Source organism: Halochromatium glycolicum (assembly GCF_016584085.1).
Taxonomy (GTDB): domain Bacteria; phylum Pseudomonadota; class Gammaproteobacteria; order Chromatiales; family Chromatiaceae; genus Lamprobacter; species Lamprobacter glycolicus.
In genome coordinates this window covers 130,952-151,919 of sequence record NZ_NRSJ01000006.1, presented here as the reverse complement: position 1 = coordinate 151,919, position 20,968 = coordinate 130,952, and the positions used below count along the sequence as shown (strand labels likewise).

The 20,968-nt window shown below is 65.6% G+C and carries 12 protein-coding genes; 2 read left to right on the top strand and 10 right to left on the bottom strand.

What is annotated here, in order from left to right:
* Window positions 1-103: 103 nt before the first annotated feature.
* The 10 genes from CKO40_RS05555 to nifU form a co-directional block, all read right to left on the bottom strand.
* Entirely contained in the window at window positions 104-1,255 is a 1,152-nt protein-coding gene (locus CKO40_RS05555) for a protein-glutamate methylesterase/protein-glutamine glutaminase (protein ID WP_338074126.1), read from the bottom strand.
* 140 nt (window positions 1,256-1,395) lie between these two features.
* Window positions 1,396-2,649 carry an EAL domain-containing response regulator gene (locus tag CKO40_RS05550; RefSeq protein ID WP_200345196.1) on the bottom strand — a complete coding sequence of 418 codons (1,254 nt, stop codon included), beginning with the start codon at window positions 2,647-2,649 and terminating at the stop codon, window positions 1,396-1,398.
* Window positions 2,650-2,935: 286 nt separating this feature from the next.
* Window positions 2,936-8,602, bottom strand: a complete 5,667-nt coding sequence (locus CKO40_RS05545; protein WP_200345195.1) for a PAS domain S-box protein — start codon at window positions 8,600-8,602, stop codon at window positions 2,936-2,938.
* An 89-nt stretch (window positions 8,603-8,691) separates the two neighbouring features.
* Window positions 8,692-10,962, bottom strand: coding sequence for a methyl-accepting chemotaxis protein (locus CKO40_RS24855; RefSeq protein ID WP_276570784.1), 2,271 nt, complete (start codon window positions 10,960-10,962; stop codon window positions 8,692-8,694).
* Window positions 10,963-11,312: 350 nt separating this feature from the next.
* Complete coding sequence (locus CKO40_RS05535) at window positions 11,313-12,038, bottom strand: response regulator transcription factor (protein ID WP_338074125.1); 726 nt, start codon at window positions 12,036-12,038, stop codon at window positions 11,313-11,315.
* A 424-nt stretch (window positions 12,039-12,462) separates the two neighbouring features.
* A complete protein-coding gene (locus CKO40_RS05530) occupies window positions 12,463-14,379 on the bottom strand; it encodes an EAL domain-containing protein (protein WP_200345193.1) in 1,917 nt (638 codons plus the stop codon).
* Between the two features lie 32 nt (window positions 14,380-14,411).
* A complete protein-coding gene (locus tag CKO40_RS05525) occupies window positions 14,412-15,257 on the bottom strand; it encodes an HDOD domain-containing protein (RefSeq protein ID WP_200345192.1) in 846 nt (281 codons plus the stop codon).
* 9 nt (window positions 15,258-15,266) lie between these two features.
* Entirely contained in the window at window positions 15,267-15,590 is a 324-nt protein-coding gene (locus tag CKO40_RS05520) for a hypothetical protein (RefSeq protein WP_200345191.1), read from the bottom strand.
* 223 nt (window positions 15,591-15,813) lie between these two features.
* Window positions 15,814-17,049: a cysteine desulfurase NifS gene (gene nifS / locus CKO40_RS05515; RefSeq protein ID WP_420827361.1), complete on the bottom strand. Its 1,236-nt coding sequence runs from the start codon at window positions 17,047-17,049 to the stop codon at window positions 15,814-15,816.
* 396 nt (window positions 17,050-17,445) lie between these two features.
* Entirely contained in the window at window positions 17,446-18,552 is a 1,107-nt protein-coding gene (nifU, locus tag CKO40_RS24175; RefSeq protein WP_242476844.1) for a Fe-S cluster assembly protein NifU, read from the bottom strand.
* Between the two features lie 355 nt (window positions 18,553-18,907).
* Here nifU and CKO40_RS05500 point away from each other — a divergent pair, with 355 nt between their 5' ends.
* Window positions 18,908-19,429 (top strand): PAS domain-containing protein, encoded by a 522-nt coding sequence (locus CKO40_RS05500; RefSeq protein WP_200345189.1) that lies wholly within the window; start codon window positions 18,908-18,910, stop codon window positions 19,427-19,429.
* Complete coding sequence (locus CKO40_RS05495) at window positions 19,404-20,966, top strand: methyl-accepting chemotaxis protein (RefSeq protein ID WP_200345188.1); 1,563 nt, start codon at window positions 19,404-19,406, stop codon at window positions 20,964-20,966. The genes CKO40_RS05500 and CKO40_RS05495 overlap by 26 nt, the downstream gene beginning before the upstream one ends.
* The last annotated feature ends 2 nt before the right edge of the window (window positions 20,967-20,968 follow it).

Sequence of the window (20,968 nt, the reverse complement as noted above, 5' to 3'; positions counted from 1 at the left end):
GCCGTCGCGGCCAGCCCGGTCGTCCCGGTCTCGGCTGGCCGCTGCGGCATATTGGGCCGTCAAACGAACCGGCAATCGACCCCTCCGTCTTGATGAGCTGGTCTCAGGGTGGGCACTGGGCGCAGCGCCGCGGCTCGCCCGGGTAACGGCCCCGGATCGCCGCTGCCGGGCGCTGCCAGCCGGGTTGCGGCGGGCGCGTTGCAGCCGGGCTGGCGGTCAGTCGCGCCGGGATCGCGTCCAAGCCGAGCACCTCGGTGGCGGCGCCCAACGCGATCGCCTCGCGCGGCATCCCGAAGATCATCGAGCTGGCCTCGTCCTGAGCGATGGTCGTCGCGCCTTCGTCGCGAAGCGCCAGCATCCCGGCCGCACCGTCCTTACCCATGCCGGTCAGCAGCACGCCCGTCGCGTTGCTGCCCGCACGCTGGGCGGCCGAGCGGAACAGGACGTCCACCGATGGGCGATGGCGATTCACCTCCGGGCCGGCATCGAGTTGTATCCGATAGCCGCGGTCGCTGCAGCCCAACATCAGGTGCCGATCGCCCGGGGCGAGATAGGCATGCCCGGCCAGCAAGGGCTCGCCATCCTGTGCCTCCCGGACGCTGAGCCTGGAGCTGGCGTTGAGCCGCGCCGCGAACGACCGGGTGAACCCGGCGGGCATGTGCTGTGCGATCAGTACCGGCGGTGCCGAACTGGGCAGACGGCTGAGGATCGCGTGGATGGCCTCGGTCCCGCCGGTCGAGGCGCCGATCACGATCAGGTGGTCGCGGCATGCCACGCTCGGTGCCGGGAGCTGGATTGGCTCGGCCTTCGGACGTGGTCTTGGCAGCAGTGGCTGAGAGCGTGCTTGCGAGCGCGCCGCGGTCCGGATGCGCTCGGCGATCTCGGCCCCGCTGCGCTGCAGGCCGTCGCGCAGTCCGAGCTTGGGCTTGGCGATGACGTCGCGCGCGCCGAGCTCGAAGGCACGGCGGGTCTCCTTCGAATCCGGCTGCGTCGAGGATGAGATCATCACGACCGGCATCGGCCGCAGGCGCATCAGCCGATCGAGAAACTCCAGGCCGTCCATGCGCGGCATCTGGATATCCAGGGTCAGCACATCGGGGTCGTGGCGCTTGATCAACTCTCTCCCCTCGATCGGGTTCGCGGCGGACGCGACGAGCTCCATATCGGGCTGGGCCTGGATGATTCGGCCGAGCAGCTCGCGGACCGTGGCCGAGTCATCGATGCAGAGGACCTTTATCTTGGGACTGTTCGACACCGTCGCTCTCCTCGAAACCTGTTCAATCGATTGGTCTGACGCCATTCCGACGCCGTTCGGCGATCCGATGGCGAATAGACTAATCGAGTTCGGTTAAGAGGTTGGTAAAGACTTGTTAACCCGAGCGGCGGCGTCTTGGTCTAGTGCGGCCCGGCCGGGGAGTCGGCCATGGGATTCGGCCTTGCGCCTCGCAGATAGCCCGGCTCAGACCCCGCGCGGGCAGCGGGCTGATCCGGTTGATCGGATGAGCAGACGAGCTGATCGATCGGCATCGGGCGGCCGAACAGGTATCCCTGCAGCCGGTCGACACCCATCGCGATCAGCCGATCCCGCTGGGCCTCGGTCTCGACGCCCTCGGCGACGACGTCCAGGCTCAGGCTGTGCCCCATCCGCAGCATGGAGTCGACCAGATTGGCCGCCTTTTCGGAGTCGAACATCTCGGCGACGAAGGAGAGATCGATCTTGAGGGCGTCATAGGGCAGCTCGGCGAGGGCGCGAATACTCGAATAGCCGACGCCGAAGTCATCGATCGACAGCGAGGCACCGCCAAGCCGGAGATGGCTGGTCAGCGCGCGCATCTGCTGCAGGTCCGAGAGCATCGCGGTCTCGGTCAGCTCGATCACGATCCGGGTCCCGCCGGAGAACGCATCGACCAGCCGTTTGATCAGCACCGCCACGTCCTCGCCCTGCACGTTCGCAGCCGAGAGGTTGACCGAGAGGAAGTCGAACCCGAGCGGCCTCAACTGAGGCGCGAGCTGGATCAAGCGCTCGCTGAGCACGCGGGTCACCTCCATGATCAGGCCGGAGCGCTCCGCGAGCGGGATGAACGCACCGGCGCCGAGGATGGTGCCGTCAGGCAATCGTAACCGGGACAGGACCTCGGCGCCCACCGGCTTCAGGGTGCGCGCCGAGACGATGGGCTGAAAGTAGGGCTCAATGCGGCCCGCGGCCAGGTGGGCGCGCAGCTCATCGACATCGAGCGGGGCCTCGGCCTTCGGCGGCGGTGGTGCCTTCTTCGAGGGTTCGGGCATGCTGCGCCGCGCCAGGACGTCGGGCAGCTCGCGCACCATATTGGCCTTGTTGACGGTGCCGGAGACGGTCAGTCCATTCCCCTGCGCGATGCGGCGCGCGGTGTCCAGCAGTTCGTCACCCTGGCCGGATAGGAACACGATCGGGATCTGCGGGTGATGCTCGACGAGCCATTCCAGAATGTCGAGGCCGGTTTCAGCGCCGAGGCTGAGATCGAGCACGATCAGATCGGGCTGGTTGTGACTCAGGTCGGCCCGCAGCGCATCGCTGCTGGTCTGGAAGCGGACCTCATGACCCAAGGCGCCGGCAAAGCGCCGCAGGGTGCGCTCCATACGTGGATCATCGTCTAAGCAGCTGAGAAGCATTGTATTACTCTATAGCAGTTGCTATCGACCCTCCGCTCGATCGCCGGGCCCCCGCGCCGGAACCCGTGCGCCGGAACCCGTGCGCCCGAGCCAGAGCGTCGGCCGACACCGCCTCGGCGAGCGCTTCCTGGCAGCGGGCTCGAGTTCAGGGCGTCGGAGCGGATGGTCGTCATGGACTATCGGATAGCCTAGACCCCGTCAGCCTAGGCCGGTTGTAAAGAGTTGTTAAGACGTGACCGAGTCGAAAGTTTGGGATCATGATCGGTGGTGGCCGGCGTTGGCAGGCTCAGCTCGAGCCCCGCGCCGAGGCGGTCTCCCGCGCCGAGGCGGTCTTCTCACGTATCGCGGCCTGCAGCGTCTCGAGCTCGATCGGCTTGCGCAGGATCATCGCGGGCTCGCCGCGGCTGCTCACCGGTGGCTCCCAGTGGGTCTGCTGACCGGTCATCAGGATGACCGGCAGGTCCGGGTACTGCTCGGTGAGGCAGGCATAGAGATCGAGCCCATCCATTGCCGGCATCGCGATATCGGACAGGACCAGGTCGACCGGCTGCTCCATCGTCGCCAGCCGCTGCAGCGCATCCTGCCCGTGATCCGCGGTCTCGACCGTAAGCCCCCCGGTCTTCAGCAGTCGCGTGAGGGCGTCGCGGACCCGCCGATCGTCCTCGACGAGCAGGATACGCTGGTTCAGACGCGCGTCCGTGCCCGCCGCCGGCGGGGCCGGCATCTGCTCGGGCGCCGGTGATGTCGACCCCTGACGCGGTTTCGGGACCTGGGTCGGCAGCAGGATGCGGAAGCAGCTCCCTTCGCCGGGCTCGGATTCGACGATCAGCCCGGCTTGGGTCCGGGTGATGAACTCGCGGACCATGAAGAGCCCGAGACCGTGGCCGCGGTTCTTCGCCTTGGTCGAGAACAGCGGCTCGAAGATCTGGCCGAGCAGCCTTGCCGGGATGCCGCTGCCGTTGTCGGTCACCCGGACCTCGATACAGTCGACCGGCGGCAGCTTGCCGACGGTCAGCGGCCCGGTGCCGGTCCAGTGGACGAGCTCGGTGGTGAGGGTCAGCTGCCCCTCTTCGCGGATTGCGTCGCGGGCGTTGAGCGCCAGGTTGAGCAGGGCCGATTGCAGGAACGAGCGATTGGTGAAGGCGCGCGGCTCCCCCGGAACCCTGACATCGAGGTCGATTCTGGGCGGGAGGACCTGCTTCAGGATGCCTTGCAGCTCCCCGATCAACGCGGCCAGGTCGGTCAGCTCCAGCGGGGCAGCCCCGGATCGGCTCATCGTCAGCATCCCGGAGGTGATGACCTTGGCCTGGTTCAACGCGCTGCGGGTCTCGACGAGGACCTGCTCGACCTCCGGGTCCTTGCAGAGGGTGTCACTGAAACCCTCGGCAACGAAGAAGAGATTGGCATCGATGACGCCGAGCAGATTGTTGAAGTCGTGGGCGACGCCGCTGGCGAGATGGCCGATCGTCTCGCGCTCGCGCAGCTGCACCAGGTTCTGCTGCAGTTGATGCTGGTAGCGGACCGCGGCGATGCGCTGGGCGACCAGGCGCAGGAGCTGGCGCTGGGCGACCTCGAGGGTCCGGGCCGGCTTCGCACCGCTTTGTTGCAGCGTCAGCAGGAGCCGCTCATGCACGCGGTCCGGCGTCGTGTTCTCGAGCATCAGCCCGATGGTGGTCACCCGCGTCTCGGTACTCGGCTCGGGGCGGTCCTCCTGCGGGCTCGAGACGATGACCGGGCTGCCGGGCTGGTCTTCGGCCTCGGTGAGTAGGACATCCGGCAGGGGACCCTCGGCCGGGCCCGAGCTGTTGCCGTCAGCGCGAACGGCGAACAGGAGCCGATAGCGCGACTCGGGCTCGCTGTCGTGCCCCAACAAGCCGATTGCGCTGGCATCGGCGGAGAGGGCGCGGCGCGCGAGATGCAGCAGCGCCTGCACCTGTTCGGCATAGGTCTGCGAGGCATTGACCAGGTCGATCAGCGATTCGAGCTGCCCCGAGTATTCGACCAGCTCCTGTTCGGCGGCCCGCTGGCGCTCGAGCGCCGCGTGCAGCTCGGTGGTGTTCTCGATCATCGCGAGCGGAATGGCCTTGCCGCCAGGCGTTTCGGGCAGCAGCGAGACCCTGAGATCACACCAGATCACCTCCCCATCCGCGCGCAGGTAGCGCTTGGTCAGCCGATAGGCGGCGCGCTGGCCCGCGAGCAGTTCGTCGAACGCCTGGATGTCGGCCTGCTGATCGTTGGGGTGGGTGAACTCCTCGAAACGCATCCGGACCAGGGTATCGGCACTGCGTCCGAGGAGCTTCACCATCGCCCGGTTGACCATCAGCGGGCGCCGATCATGTCCGATCAGCGCGATGCCGATGGGGGCGTTGTTGAAGATCGCGCTCATTCGGGCCTCGCTGCGGGCAAGGCGCTTGAGGGTCAATTGCCGATCGGTCACGTCCTTGGTGATGCCGCGATAGCCGATGAACTGGCCGCTCGGTGAGAGGATCGGGGCGCCGTCGGTCGAGAGCCAGACCAGCTCACCGGTACTGGACCGATAGGGGGCCACGAAGTCCTGGAAGGGCTGGTGCTCGGCCAGCACATCGGCAGCACGGGCCGTCCGGCCCGGCTGCTCCTGCTCGACGATCAGGCTGGTGTAGTGGCGCCCCAGGATCGCGTCGGGCGGGAGACCGATCACCGAGCTGCAGACATCACTGATATAGGTGAAGCGGCCGTGGGTATCGAGCTCCCAAGCGATCGTTCGGCTCTGGCGCGCGAGGGCGTCGTAGCGGTCGTTGCTCTGCTTCAGGGCCGCGATCGACCGCGAGCGTTGCTCACTGGCGGCAAAGATGTTCGCGAACAGCTGCAGGAAGTGGGTCTCGACGGTGCTCCACTGGCGCGGCTCCCGGGTGGCCTCGATGCCGACGAACCCGGACAGCTCGTCCTCGAGCCGGACCGGCGCCAACAGCAGCGACTGCACCTGCTGCCCCTCGAGCAGCTGACGCTCTGTGGCCCAGTCGTCGTCGAGCTCGGCGACCTGCTCGATCGAGAGCGGCTCGCCAGCGGCGAGCGCCTTCATCATCATCGGGAGATCGGCGACTGGGACCTCGAGGTTTCGCTCCAACATCGGGTCGATGCCCTCGGCGGTCCATTCATGGCTGTTGGTCACCGTGACCGCCTCGGGGTCGAGGCGGAACAGGTAGGCGCGGTCGGCGTGGACGAACTGGCCGACGCGGGCGAGGGCCTGATCGATGGTCGCATCCAGGGTCTCGTCGGAGACCCGGACGAAGCCCGTGGCCAACGCGAGCAGTTCGCTGACCATGACCTCGCGCTCGGCCAGCGCGAGCTCGGCCTGTTTGCGCTCGGTGATATCGCGGCCGACACCGATCACGCCGACGATCTCGGCGCAGTCGTCCAGCACGGCAGTATTCGACCACTGGAACCAGCGCCAGCCGTGGATGGTCTGGGCGCGCTGCTCGATGGTGCAGCGATACGGGGGCGAGCGCAGGGCCTCCATGGCCGCTGCCGTCGCGGCGCGGTCGTCCGGGTGCACCTGAGGCATGAAGGCGCTACCGAGCAGCTCGTCCTCGGTCTTGCCGAAGGTCTGGCAATAGGAGGGGCTGACGAACTCGAAGCGGCCGTCGGTATCCATCCGGACGATCAGGTCGCCGACATTCTCGATCATCAGCCGATAGCGGGCCTCGGCATCGCGCAGTTGGGCCTCGCTGACGCGGAGCTGCTCCAGGGTCTCGATCGCCTCGGTGATGTCCTGCTGGACGGCGATGTAGTGGGTGAGCTCGCCGTTGCGGTCACGCATCGGCGAGATGTGCAGCGAGTTCCAGAACAGGCTGCCATCCTTGCGATAGTTGCGCAGGATGACGCTGCAGGCATCGCCCTGCTGGGTCGCGGTCCCGAGCTCCACGCGCGCCTCCTGGAACCGATCCTCGGCCTGCAGGAACCGACAATTGCGGCCGATGGCCTCGTCCGGCTGATAACCGGTCATGGCCGTGAAGCCGCTGTTGACATAGCTGATCAGATCGTCGCCGCCGTCGGTGCGCTCGGTGATGACGACGCCGGTTTGCGCTTGCGAGAGCGCCTCGATCAGTACCTGATGCCGGTGGCGCAGCTGCAGCGCTTCGAAGGCGACGCCGGCGAGCCCTGCGGCGGCCTCCAACGCCTGGCGGGCGAAGGCCCTGTCCGGCTCGCCATCGGCGCCTGGGTGCTGCTCGACGGCAATGAGCACGGCGGTATCATTGGCGATCGGCAGCACAAGCCCGAATCCCGGGGTCCTGCCGGCGCTGCCGGGCGTTCCCAAGTCCGCTGCATCCAGGGTGAGCGGTTGGAGCGCCCCGTTCCTCAGTGCCTCGCGACAGGACTGGACCAATCCAGGCTGCTCCAGCAACGACAGTAGGCTGATCCGGGCCTGGTCGGCCTGGTCGGCCTGCTCGGCCTGGCGAGCGGCTGCTCCGAGCGGCTTGAGCCCTTCGTTCGCGGTCTGTCTGACCAGCAGGCAGCCGTAGCCGGGCAGCAGGTCCTTGACCTCGTCGCAGAGGGCATCGGCGAAGGCTGCTTCATCGGTCTCTTGCGCGATGAGCACTGAGAGCAATCTGGCCTGCAGCTCGGCGATCGCCTGCTGCTGGCCCTGACGGCGCTTCTCCTGTTCGAGCTGCTCGAAGCTCGCGCACAGCGACTCCGCCATGCCGGTCATGTTCTTGGCGAGCTCATCGGTCTCGCGCACCGACATCGGCGGCAGCCGAGGCGGGATATGCGAGCCGGCGATCGCGGTCGGCAGCTGCTGGGTTGCCTGGACCAGCTGACGGATCGGTTTCGTCAGCCAGCTGCTGAGCTGGGCCGCGATCGCGAGGCCGAGCAGGGTCAGGCCAAGCAAGACCGCTAGCACGACCAGCGTATGACGTCGGAGCTCGTCGATCAGCGGGTCGGCGCTGAACGAGAGCGTCAGCGTTTGCTCTCCATTCGGCAATGAGGGCAGAGGCAGCCGGATCTGGTAGACGGCCTGGCGCCAGGAACGCAGTGGGGCGGGTCCTGGTTGCGCTGGACGGGTGACGAAGAGCCCGTCGACCTCGGTGGTCCGGGTGAGGCGCGAGCCGATGCCTTCTGCCTCGGAGCCGGTCGGCGCGGTGAGCCTGAGCCTCGGTGCCCAGTTCGCCGGGAGCTGCGCGCGCAGGGTCTGGTCGAGGCCGGTCAGGGCCCTCTCGCGCTCGGCCTCGCCGATGCCGTCGGTGCGGATGCGCTCGGCGAGCGCTTGGATCAGGCTGGTCCCGGCCAGTTTGGCGCGCAGCGCGTACTCGGTCTCCAGTTGCTGCTTGATGATCCTGTCCTGCCAACCGGCGAACAGCAGCGTGGGGACCAACAGGGCCAGCACCAGCACATTGAAGAGGATGCGGCCGAAGGTGATGTTGTGGCGACCGTGGCGGAGGCCGGCGACGGTGAGCGTGATCAGCCCGGCGATCGCCGCATTGAGGATGCCGTTGAGCGCGTGCTTGATCGAGAGCAGCCAGGCCGCGGGCCAGTCCAATCCGAGGACGAACCCGTTGATGACCAAGACCAGTGGAATGCCGATCACCAACCAGTAGAGCGCGGCAAGCACGGCGAGCGGCGGCGGGCGTGGGTCTCGGCGCCGGGCGCGATGACGCAGCCAGCCGATGACGGCGAGCTCGGCGACGAAGGGGAGGATCGCCTCCGGTTGGCCCCAGAACAGCCAGGTCGCGCTGCTGCCGATTGCGGCGATGCCGAGCCCCGTCATCGGCCCTAGCCACATCAGCGCCAACAAGGCCGCGATGGAGCCGAGCACGATGTTGACGCCGAACAGCAGCGGGATCTCGACCGTATAACCGAGAACGGCCAGTGATGCGAGCACCAGCAGCAGGAGGAGGCGCTGGCGCGGGCTGCGCAGTTGGGACTGGAGGGGGGCTATGCCGGAGGGGATGTCGTCAGGTTGGCTCAGTTGATGCAAGATGGCCTCGTCACGGAGCGCGCGCCGCGCCCAGGCGGGCGCGGCAGGGCTCCTCGGTCGCGTTCGCGTCGCGGTTCAGCGATGCGTGATCAGAACTCCACCCATTCGGCCGTTGCGCCCTCGGGCGTCGAGACCTGAACGGCATGGCGATGTGACTCTGTTCGGATCGGGCGGATGTTGGTGCCGGGCTTCGCGTTCTGCTGGGCTGCTTCCGGCCTGGACGTGCTGGAGCTTGCCCGGCCTCTTTGGCCCTCGGCGGACCGATCCGCGGACGCGCCCTGATCGAGCTTGAAGGCCGAGACCGCCGTGACGAGGCGCTGTGCCTGCTCATCCAACGAGGCGGCGGCGGCCGCCGCCTCCTCGACCAGCGCCGCATTCTGCTGTGCGACCGTCTCCATCTCGGTGGTCGCCTGATTGACCTGCTCGATACCGGCTGACTGCTCCTTGCTGGCGGCCGAGATCTCGTTCATCAGGTCGGTCACCCGGGTGATCGAGGTCACGATCTCGTCCATCCGGGTGCCGGCGTCCCCGACCGAGCGGGTACCCGAGTCGACCTTCTCGCCGGCATCGGTGATCAGGCTGGTGATCTCCTTTGCGGCCTCGGCGGTGCGCTGCGCGAGGTTGCGGACCTCGGTGGCGACCACCGCGAAACCGCGGCCCTGCTCGCCGGCCCGAGCGGCCTCGACCGATGCATTCAGCGCCAGGATGTTGGTCTGGAAGGCGATGCCATCGATCACGGTGATGATGTCGGACATCTTCTCGGAGACGTCCGAGATCGCCTGCATCGTCGCCACCGACTGGCGCATGACCTCGCCGCCCTTGTCCGCGGCCTCCGAGGCCATCGTTGAGACCTGATTCGCCTGGTCGGCGTTTTGGGCGTTCTGTTTGACCGTCGTGGTCAGCTCTTCCATGCTCGCGGCCGTCTCCTGCAGGTTCGCGGCCTGTTGCTCGGTCCTGGAGGAGAGGTCTTCATTGCCCGACGCGATCTCCTTCGAGGCGGTCATGATCGACTCGGCGGAGCGTTGGATCTGTCCGACCAGCTCCCGCAGCCGTGCCACCGTCTCATTGATCGTCATCTTGGTCTCGCCAAAGACGCCCGGGTAGTCCTTGGTGATCGTCTGGGTGAGATCGCCTTCGGCGATGGCCTTGGAGACCCGCATCACATCGACGAAGCCGACCTCGCAGTTCTCCATCAGCTGATTCAGGTCATTGAGCATCTCGCGGAACATGAAGTCGTAATCATCGGCCCGGCCGCGCTCAGAGAAATTGCCCTGTGAGCCCGCGCTCGCAACGGTCTTGATCTCCTGGCTGACATTGACCAGCCCCTGCTTGACCGCGCCGATCGCCTCGGTGACCTTGGCCTCGTCACCGGGGAGCTGGGGCATATCGGGAGCGAAGTTCCCGCGTGAGTAATCGGTGATCACGCCGACCATTTGGGTCTTGGTGTCGATATGGCCGCGAAGGAGCTGGTTGACCTTCTCGCCGATCTCGCCGTAGGCACCCGGGTAGCGCGAGGTCTCGATGGTCTCGTTGATCCAGCCTTCCTGATGCCGCTTGGTCAGCGTCAACAGGTCTGAGATGAAGGCATCGAGGACATTCTGCAGACCCTTCAACGATGCCAGCAGGCTCGCCTCATCGCCGTCGCGCAGCGCGATCGGCGTATCGAGGTGCCCGGCCGCAATCTCATTGACCCGGTCCGCCGCATAGGCCGGCTCGCCGCCGAGCTGCCGGATCAGCTTACGGGTGATCCCGAATGCGATCAGGATCGCGACAACGAGTGCCAGGACAGCGACCACGGCGATCATCGTCGTTGTGATGGTCGCGCGCTGACGCGCCTCTGCGCCGGCCTGATTCATCAGCTCTTCCTCATGCTCGATCAGCGCGGCGGTATTGGAGAGGTATTCGCTCTGCAGTTGCTGAATCTCACCGACCAGCAGCGCCTCAGCCTGCTCGATCTCGTTCGCGCGAACCAGCTCGATGAAGCGCTCGTAGTAACGCAGCTTTTCATCCCTGGACGCAGCTAGCGCATCGAGCTTCTCGTTCCCCTCTTCGGTCGTAGTCAATGCCTCGAGGCGTTGCATATTGCTCGATGCCTTGCGCTTTTCTGCTTCAATCGCGTCGAGCTGTTGCAGTCTTTGCCTCGGGTCTTCGAACAAGACAGCGTTGCTCATCGCCATCGAGATCGCGTTGGTCGCATCGACGAGATTATTGGCCCAAACGGTCTTTGGAAACTTATCGTTCGCGATGTCGTCGACGCTGTTCTTCAGGCTATTGACGTTGAGGATGCCGACGGCACCGACTGCTATGATGAATAGGATCATGACGCCGAAGGCGAGGATGAGCCGGGTTTTCATTTTCATTTCTGAGACCATGATGGTGGGACCCTATGATCAATAGGATTGCCAGTTGCAAGAGCAAGACAGATGGTGGGTGTAACGACGCTTGGTCGTTGCCTCTTGACCCCCTTTGCGAAATGTCAACGCATCATGGGCGAAAATCTCAGCAGGCGGGTCCGACGGCTAAGCCGCGCATGATGTAGGCTACACCTGTAGACCAGCGTCCTTGGTAAAGACTTGTTAAGGACGGGGTGCGCTGAAGGGGGCGGCTCGTTAAAACGTCGAGTGGGTCACAGATTGCGCTTGCTCCCTGAAGCCGCTGCGGAAGGTGGCGCCGGAGGCGGGAATCCGTTCTGCTGGCGCGCGGAGGTGGTCTAATCGTCGTGGTCGGCGTCGGGCTCCAGCGGCTCGTAGCGTAAGCGGTAGCCAAAGCCCCGTACGGGCGTGATCACGAGCTCGTCCATCGCTGCTTCACGCAGCTTGCGGCGGATATTGCCGATGTGGACATCGATGCTGCGGTCCGATGCGTCGACGGCGCCGCGGCTGCTGAGCCGATCCCGACTGATGGCGCGGCCGTATTGGCGAAGCAGGATACCGAGTATGCGGGTCTCGGTGCCCGTCAGCGTCAAGCAGGCGTCCTGACCGCCGTTGCGATCGAGGGTCTGGTTGATCGTGTCGAGCTGGAATGGACCGAGCACGATGGTCTCGGCCGGGTCGCTCTCGATCGCGCGCCGACGCAGCACCGCGCGGATGCGGGCGAGGACCTCGTCGATCACGAAGGGCTTGACGATGTAGTCGTCGGCACCGGCGTCGAGCCCGTCGATCCGATCCTGGAGCTCTTGACGACCGGTGATGATGATCACCGCGGCGGAGGTGGTCGCGATCAGCTCGCGCGCGAGGTCGATCCCGTCCTCGGCGCCGAGGTTGAGGTCCAGCAGCACGAGCTGCGCCTGGGTGCGGCGATAGGCGTGGCGCAGCGCCTGGCCGCTGTCGACATGCACGACCTGATAGCCGGCCCGTTTCAGGTTGCGCTGGAGCGCGAGCCCCATGCGCGTGTCATCCTCGACGACGATGATGGTTGCGCCTTCGTCATTGCTCACGTGAGTACCCGGATATGTTGGCAGATCGGATGCTGTCCCGAAGCGACCCGGCGCCGTGAATCCGCCCGCGAGCGGCGAGACGTCGCGCCGAGCAAGCGTAGCCTGCGGCTCGAGTGCGATTCGCGCGACCGCGGCCGAGCCTCGGCGTGTCGAGCCTGACGAGGTGGAGCGTTGCGGGCGCAAGCCTAGTCATGGGCCGTTTGCACGAGGCCCTTCGGTTGGTCCGGAAACCGCACACGACGGTCGGGTCAGGGTCGTTCGGTCGGCTGCAAAGAGTTCGCCTGATCGGCTAAAAGTGTAGCGGATGCTGGCCGAGCGGTCCGGCGGCCCGCGCTCGGAATGTGGAGCGGATCACAGAACAGGGGCCCCATGGTTGACGTCCTGAGCGCGCTGCGATCGCTCGGGCGCCGATCGGCGGTGCCATTCAGGTCGGCGTTGGGTCTTGCTCGGGTCGGGGTTGGGGTTGGGTCTTGCTCAGGTAGAGGCGTTCGAAGTCGCTGGCGCAGACCGGGCGTCCGAGGTGGAACCCTTGCCCGATCTCACAGTGCCGAGCGCGCAGGAATTCGAGCTGCTCCGGCTCCTCGATCCCTTCGGCGACGACCTGAAAGTCGAGGTTGCTGGCCATCGCGATGATGCTCTCGGCGATGACGGCGGTGCTTGTCTGCGCGGTCAGGTCCATCACGAACTCCCGGTCGATCTTGATCCCCGAGAAGGGCAGGTCCTTCACCAGCTTGAGCGACGAATAGCCGGTTCCGAAGTCGTCGAGCCAGACCTCGAAGCCCGCCGTGCGCAGCGCGCTGATATTGTCGCGCGCCTGGGCCTCGTTGCGGGCGATCGCGGTCTCGGTGACCTCCAGGTGCACCCGCGAGGGCGCGATCCCTTCCTGGGACAGGATCTTGTGTAACCGCTGAGCGAGGTCCTCCTGGCTGAGCTCGATCGCTGACAGGTTGAGCGCGAACGGAAGCGAGCTGGGTCCCTGATGGTCCCAAGCGCGGATCTGCTGACAGAGCCGGCGCAGCACCCAGGCGCTGATCTCCGCGATCTGTCCCGTGCTCTCGGCAACCGGGATGAAACTGGAGGGCGGGACCGGCGTTCCATCGCTGGTACTGAGCCGTAGCAGCACCTCAGCGCCGGCGAGCTGCATGTCGGCGATGCGGAAGAGCGGTTGGAAGTGGAGCCGGAACAGGCTGCGCTGGAGCGCTTCGTGCAGCAGGGACTCGGTGCGCAGATGCGGTGAGACGGACTCTCCCCAGGCCGGGTCGTAGAGGATGGCGCGGTTGCGGCCCAGCGACTTCGCGCGCTTGAGTGCTGCATCAGCACGGCGCAGCAGGGTTTCAGCGCCAACCTCTTCGCCGCTTGGTCTGGCCGCGGCCAAGCCGATACTGACCGAGAGGTAGAGTCGGTGAGCCCCTTGATAGAAGCCTTCGGCGAGGTGCTGTTGGAGCTCGGCGGCCGCTTGCAGCAGCCGATCCGGATCACGCAGGTGGCCGATGGCCACTCCCAGCTCATCGGCGCCGGTGCGGGCGAGACAGAGGTCGCTCGAGACGCTGCCGAGCGCCTGCAGGACGTAGGGCGAGCGCAAGGTCGTCTCCAGCCGGTGGGCGAGACTGCGCAGCACCTGATCGCCGACGACGCAGCCCAGCTCACGATTGACGCGGTGGAATCCGTCGATATCAAGCAGCATGACACCGACGCTGTGGCCGATGAAATCCCCCTGGAACGCCTGTTTCAGCGCCTCGAGGAACTGCGCCCGTGGTGCCAATCCAGTGAGCGGATCGGCGGCAGCTGCAGGGAATCCGTTCGCGGCGAATCGCTGCTCGTCCTGATTCGGCTGGGGAGCGAGCACGCTCGCGCCCGGCTCTGCTAAGCGGTCGAGTCTCAGGGCCGCGAGATCGGCGAGCGCACCGAGCGCTTGATGAAGCGATTCCGGGATGCTCGATGCGATCCAGAAGGCGACGCCGTGAACGAAGCGAGGTGAGGCCAATTTGATGAACAGCCAGACCTCGCCCTGCCGATCGGTTCGGTACAGGCCCTGCTTGATCGCGAGGCCGACCCAGCCGGACTCGATTCCCTGCTCGGCGTCTGTGGACAGGGCCTTGGCAGCAGGCTCGGTTGGATCGGCTCGCTCGCAGGCGAGCTCGAGGCAGCCATCGCGCTGTCGCAGCATGACGCCGCAGCGCGCCTGCGGGATCAGCAAGCGGGAGGTCGACTGGAGCTCGCGCAGGGTCTCGGGCGCGGTCGTACAGCTGTCGAAACGGCCGATCGCTTCGCGCAGCACATCGAGCGCAAGCGGCTGGTGATACGGCGTCGCCGTGGGCGCCGCGGTCGGTGTCTCGGTCACGGGATACAACAGCGGATCGGGCAAAGGGGCATTCAGAGCTCGAGAAAGGCAGAGACGACATCCTGGGTCGTCCTCAGTGTCAGCTCGACGACTGGGCGAAGGTCATCGACCTCCAGCCCGGTGCGCCGCCAATGTGTCTCACTGAGGACCGGGACGGCGCGGGTCCCACTGGTCCCGATGCGGAGACTGTTGGCGATGATGTCGGCGACGTGCGTAGCGCTGGTCTCAAGGCGATAGTCGTCCTCGCCGAGATCGTGGTGACGGCCGGCGGCCTCGCAATAGACGGCCGGGATCTGCCACTGTGTCAGCAGCGCTGCGCCGACCTCGGTGTGCGTGGTGCCGAGCATCTGTGTCTCGAGCGTCTGCAGGTCGGCGCGATGCTCGCGATGCGCCTGGAGTGCCTGGCCCATCGTCTCCGGCTCGAGGAGATAGAGCGGGAGTCGGCCGATGTCGTGGAGCAGGCCCGCGAGATAGAAGCGTTCAGCGCCGGTCTGCCCGAGCCGACGAGCAATCGCACGGCTGGCGACGCCGGTTGCGATGCTGTGCTCCCAGAACGACCGCATCGAGACCGCGCCGAGCGGGATATCGCGGAAGACCGAGACGACACTGGTTGCGAGTATGATCCGGTGGACCTCTTCGGTTCCAATCATCGTCAACGCGCGCGGCAGGCTGTCGACCTTGGCGATGAGCCCGTAGAGGGCGCTGTTCGCGACACGGAGGATTCGGGCGCTGAGCGCCGTATCCGTCTCCAGGACGGATGCGACTGCGTCTAATGAGCCGTCGGGTCTTTCGAGCGCATCGCGCGCTTGATGGTAGATCGCCGGGAGTGAAGGCAGCTCGCTGAGCCGCTCGAGCAATCGCTCCCCGCTTGGCTGCATCGCCACGGCCTAGTGCTGCTGCAGGGCGCGCTCGAGACAGATCTCATAGAGTGCTTGAACCGCCGGATGCTCGCGGTTGCTGAGCGCGAACTGGTTGTCAAGCATCTCGCTGAGAGCCTCATGAGAGCGGTGTCTTGCTGCCGTTGCGGTGTCCGGGGCGCCTGAGAGGCTCACCGGCGCTTCGGTAATGCCCCAACACTTGAGCGCCCGAATACTGCGTTCATTGATCAGGGTGCCTGCCCGCAGCAGCACGAGGCCATTGGGGTCGTAGAGGTCGGCCTCGAGCACCATCCCCGGCTGGATTTGATCCAGTTTCTTGGTTGGCAAGCCCATAGGTGGCTGCTCCGGTCGTTGTCCATCGTCGTCGGCCGATCGCCTTGGATACCGGGAGGGCTGCATTGGCAGTGGCCAGGGCGCAGCTCGAAAGCCACTCGGCCGAGGTCGCCTCGCGGCGGCTGAGTGCCGGACATCCGATGCCTTATAACCCGGATGGTAGCAGATTTCATGTTGCGTTCTAGAGACCTCTTGAGATGGACCCCAACGGGGCCCGACGGCCTCATGCATAGACCGGCTGAAAATCGGTTGGCTGACCATCGGTGTCAACCGCGGGCCGGTCCTGCTCCCAGTACGGCGAGAGCTTGCGCAGCTGCGCGACGACGGGCGGCACCGCCGCGACCACCCGCTCGATCTCGGCAGGCGTCGTGTAGCGCGAGAGCGAGAAACGGGTGGTGCCATGCGCGGCGGTGTACGGGATGCCCATCGCACGCATCACATGGCTCGGCTCGAGCGAGCCCGAGGTGCAGGCCGAGCCGCTGGAGGCGGCGATACCGAGCTTGTTCAGCAGCAGCAGGATCGCCTCGCCCTCGATGAACTCGAAGGCGATGTTGCTGGTGTTCGGGAGCCGGTTGCCGGGATCGCCGGTGACGAAGCTGTTCGGGACCGCCTCGAGGAGGCGCTGCTCGAGCTGGTCGCGCAGCGCGGCCACCTGCCTGCGCTCGGTCTCCAGATGGGCTTGCGCGAGTTCACAGGCCTTGCCGAGCGCAACGATCGAGGCGCTGTTCTCGGTGCCGGCGCGGCGGCCACGCTCCTGATGGCCGCCGCGCAGCAGCGGCCGGAAGCGGGTGCCGCGGCGCAGGTAGAGCACGCCGATGCCCTTGGGCGCGTGCAGTTTATGGCCCGAGAGCGAGAGCATGTCGATCGCGGTGGTCTTCAGGTCCATCGGCACCTTGCCGACCGCCTGCACCGCGTCGGTGTGGAACATCACGCCGGCCGCTCTCGCCATCTCGGCCATCGCCTCGACCGGGAACAGGGTGCCGGTCTCGTTGTTGGCCCACATCACCGAGACGATCGCGACGCGCTCGCTCAGCACCGCCCGGTACTGATCGAGATCGAGCCGTCCCTTCTCGTCGACGCTCAGGTAATGGACCTGGTAGCCGTCCTTCTCCAGGTGCTCGCAGAGGCTGAGCACCGCGGGATGCTCGATGACGGTGGTGATGAGCTCGCGCCGATCGGGCTGCGCCTTCAATGCCGAGAGGATCGCGGTCGAATCGGACTCGGTGCCGCAGGAGGTGAAGATGATCTCGGAGTCGAGCTCGGCGCCGAGCAGGGTCTGGACCTGCTGGCGCGCGGTCTTGAGCGCACGCCCGACGCGGTCGCCGAACTGATGCATTGAAGAAGCGTTGCCAAACTGCTCGGTGAAGTAGGGCAGCATCGCGTCGACGACCTCGGGCGCCACCATCGTGGTGGCGTTGTTGTCGAGATAGATGCCTGGGGTCTGATCGCTGGGCATGATGACTGGTCTCTTGTTGGTCTCTTGTTAAGAGCTGCTATCAAAACGGCTGCTTGAATCGCGCAAGCCACGGATTGAAACGTCTGAACGAGCGATTCCGTCAGGGGTCCGAAGGCTCGAGTCACCCGGAACCGGACGCCTGATCCAGAGGCCTGATCCAGATGCCTCCGGTCACCGGGGCCGAGGCGGCGCCGCGACAGCCGCCCCGGGGACGATCGATGGGTCGGGCCGCGCGATGGCAGGTGAGTCGCTGTCATCCTCGCGTCGACACTCCGCCGGCGCAGCAACTCGGGCTGCGGCCGTTGCTCGGCCGCTGTATCGGTGGCACCGGGCGCTCAGACGCTGAGGTGTTCAGGCGCTGAGCTGTTCAGGCGCTGAGCTGTTCAGGCGCTGAGCTGTTTAGGCGCTCTTGGCCATCGCCTGCGCCGGCAGCACCCGGACCAGCTCGCCGAGGTCCTCGCAGATGCGCTCCTGAATCCCGCCGAGGGTGACCGAGGCGAGCTGGCAGCCGGAGCAGGCGCCGGTCATCTTGACGAAGATGTCCTTGCCGTCGATATCGATCAGCTCGACATCGCCGTGGTCGCGCTGCAGATTCGGTCGGATCGCCTCGATGGTCTGCTCGATGCGGCGGATGCGCGCCAGATTGCTGAGCTTGGGCTTGGCCTCTGCCGCATCATCGGAGCTCGACGCTGCGCTCGCCGCCGCCGATGTGGCGGCGGTTGCGCGCCCCGTCGGCTCTGTTGCCGCGCTCGCTGTCGGCTGGGCACTGGATTCGGCAGCCGTCTGCGCGAAGGCTGCAGCAGTCGCCGGGCCGCTCGCTGCCTGGTCGGCCGGCGCCGACGCTTGCTTGCGTGTCGGCATGACCGGCATCCCAACGGCGAGGCGCTGGCGCTCGGGCGCTTGAGCCGGCGCGGCAGTGGGCCGAAACGCGCGCCCCTGCTCGGTGAGGACGCGGGCGAGGACCTCCTCGATGCCCTCGTGGCAGGCCGAGCAGCCGCCGCCGGCCTTGGTGTAGTGGGTCACCTCCTCGACCGAGCTGAGAGCGTTCGCGCGGATGGTCTCTTCGATCAGCACCTCGTCGACGGCGAAGCACTTGCAGACCATCGCGCCCTCTTCGTGATCATCGGTCCAGACCTCGCCGCGGTAGTTGGCCACGGCTGCCTGCAGGGCCTCGCGGCCCATCACCGAGCAGTGCATCTTCTCGGGCGGCAGCCCGTCGAGGTAATCGGCGATGTCCTGGTTGCTGACCCCGAGCGCCTGCTCGAGGGTCATACCCTTGATGAGCTCGGTCAGCGCCGAGCTCGATGCGATCGCCGAGCCGCAGCCGAAGGTCTGGAAGCCGGCATCCTGGATGGTCTCGGTCTCGGGATCGACCTTGAGGGTCAAGCGCAGCGCGTCGCCACAAGAGAGCGAGCCGACCTCACCGATCGCATTGGCCTCGGCGACGGCGCCGGCGTTGCGCGGATTGAAAAAGTGCTCTTTGACGGTCTCCGAGTAGTCCCACATGGTTTGGCTCCGAACAGGTTATCGATTGCGAATCGTCATCGATGCTTCGAAGCAAATCCTGGGCCTGTTGCCAAATCTTTTTAGCTCATTGAAAGAGATATGGTTTTTTTGTTGCTGGAGAGGTCTTGTCGCAGTTGCGACAAGCTCAAGCCGACAAGGGTGGGTCTGAGTCGGTGTCGCTGTCCTGCTTGCTCCGGTGCGCTGGGCTAAGCTGTGCATGCCCTGCGTCAGTCGGGCGCGATGCGAGTGAGGGGGTAAGCTGCACGATGGCGGGCGCTGCGCTGGTTGCACCGAGGCTGGTTGCACCGAGGCTGGGGTGCACCGATGATCAATGTCAAATCGAGCGGGGGAACCGATGGCGAAAGAACTCTATCTCTCCGGTAAGGAAAGGGTGATGACCGATGATGAGATCATCGTCAGCAAGACCAATCTCAAAGGCCATATCACCTATGGTAACGATGTATTCTGCAATATCGCCGACTACAGCACGAAAGAGATCATCGGCGCGCCGCACAGCATCCTGCGGCATCCCGAGATGCCGAGATGTGTCTTCAAGCTGTTTTGGGAACGGATCGAGTCGGGGCGAGAGATCTTCGCTTATGTTGTGAATCGCGGAAAAGAGGGGGATCATTATTGGGTCTTGGCGCATGTGACGCCGAGCTTCGATGCCAACGGTAAGATCACCGGCTATCACTCCAACCGGCGAAAGCCGACGGACGCCGCTGTCAAAGCGATCAAGGCACTCTATGCGACCTTGTTAGCCGAGGAGCGCAAAGCGAGCGACCGCAAGACCGGCTTGCAGAATAGCGATCAACGGCTGCACGCAATACTACAAGAGAAGGGTGTCGATTATGACGAGTTTGTCCTCGCTCTCTAGGCTCAAACTGACGCTGGCTCTGCTCTGGGGGGTGCTCGCGCTCTTTGCGTTGTACACGGCGGTCGCTCACGGCCTGATCTACGCGCCGATCGGTTTCGTGGCCCTGGCGACCGGGGTGCTCGTGTTCGCGCTGCGGGCGCACGCCCGCCTCAGTGGATTCTTACGCGAGACCACTGAGGTGTGCGCGCGGATCAGGTCGGGCGATTTCGAGGCGCGCGTCATCAATCTCGATGAAGAGGACGCATTGCGCCGGCTCTCGGATAATGTCAATGGCGCGATCGACATCTGCGATGCGTTCGTGCGCGAATCGCTCTTGGCGATGCAGGCGGCGAGCGAAGGCCGCTATTATCGCAAGATCCGTCAAGAGGGGATGCTCGGCATGTTTTCTCACAGCGTCGACGGCATCAATCGGGCGATCGATTTCTTGAAAGAAAAGGATGAGGCCGATGCGCGCAACAAGAGGATGGTCGCGCTGACGATCGAGCGGATCAGGATGCTGGTCGAGAGCGCCTCGCACGGCAATCTCGATGAGCGCATCGAGAGCGATGGCTTCGAGGGCGAGTACCAAGAGCTGGTCACCAATATGAATGGGTTGATGGAGACGATCAGCGATCCGTTGAAGGAATCGATCCGCGTCCTCGAGAAGCTGTCCGAGGGCGACCTGACCGACGAGGTCAGGGAGCGGTACGAGGGCGTTTTCGATGACATCAAACAGGCGGTCAACAATACCATTGCCCGGCTCGAGCGCATCGTTGCCGAGATCCAGCTGGCCTCGACCTCGGTGAAGGATTCCGCGGACGGCATCTCGTCTGCGAGCCTCGATCTGTCACGGCGGACCGAGAATCAGTCGTCGAGTCTGGCGCAGACGGCCTCGGCGATGGAGCAGATCACCGCGACCGTCGAGCAGAATACGAGCAGCGCGCGCATGGTGAACGAGGTCTCGCTCAAGGCGAAGGAGGTCGCGCTGCAGGGGCGGCAGGTCATGAAGGAGGCGGTCGAGTCGATGACGCTGATCAGCGCCTCGTCCGAAAAGATCGCGCACATCAGCCATCTGATCGATGAGATCGCGTCGCAGACCAACCTGCTCGCGATCAACGCGGCGGTCGAGGCCTCGCGCGCAGGCGAGGCGGGCCGGGGATTTGCGGTCGTTGCCGAGGAGGTGCGCTCGCTGGCGCGTCGCTCGTCGGAGGCGTCGAAGGAGATCAGGGCCCTGAATCAGGAGAGCATGGCGCAGGTCAAGGCCGGAAACGAACATGTCGAGAACGCCGGCGACCTGCTCGACAAGATCGTCGGGTCGGTCGCGGCACTCACCGAGCGGATCACCGAGATCACGTCAGCGAGCGAAGAGCAGACCATTGGCATCAACGAGATCAACGCGGCGATCGCGAACATGGATCAGGTGACCCAAGAGAACGTCACGATGGTGAAGCAGAACAGCGATGCCGCAGGGTCGCTCACTGAGCTCGCCGACGATCTCAACCAACTGATCACCTTCTTCCAACTCGATACCGCGAGGGCGAGCGCGGCGACCGCCTAGCC

Excerpts from the sequence above, each read along its gene's own strand:
- CKO40_RS05550 (WP_200345196.1), bottom strand. The coding sequence starts at position 2,649 with ATGCTTCTCAGCTGCTTAGACGATGATCCACGTATGGAGCGCACCCTG.
- CKO40_RS24855 (WP_276570784.1), bottom strand. The coding sequence starts at position 10,962 with ATGAAAATGAAAACCCGGCTCATCCTCGCCTTCGGCGTCATGATCCTA.
- CKO40_RS05525 (WP_200345192.1), bottom strand. The coding sequence starts at position 15,257 with ATGCAGCCAAGCGGGGAGCGATTGCTCGAGCGGCTCAGCGAGCTGCCT.
- CKO40_RS05520 (WP_200345191.1), bottom strand. The coding sequence starts at position 15,590 with ATGGGCTTGCCAACCAAGAAACTGGATCAAATCCAGCCGGGGATGGTG.
- nifU (WP_242476844.1), bottom strand. The coding sequence starts at position 18,552 with ATGTGGGACTACTCGGAGACCGTCAAAGAGCACTTTTTCAATCCGCGC.
- CKO40_RS05500 (WP_200345189.1), top strand. The coding sequence starts at position 18,908 with ATGGCGAAAGAACTCTATCTCTCCGGTAAGGAAAGGGTGATGACCGAT.
- CKO40_RS05495 (WP_200345188.1), top strand. The coding sequence starts at position 19,404 with ATGACGAGTTTGTCCTCGCTCTCTAGGCTCAAACTGACGCTGGCTCTG.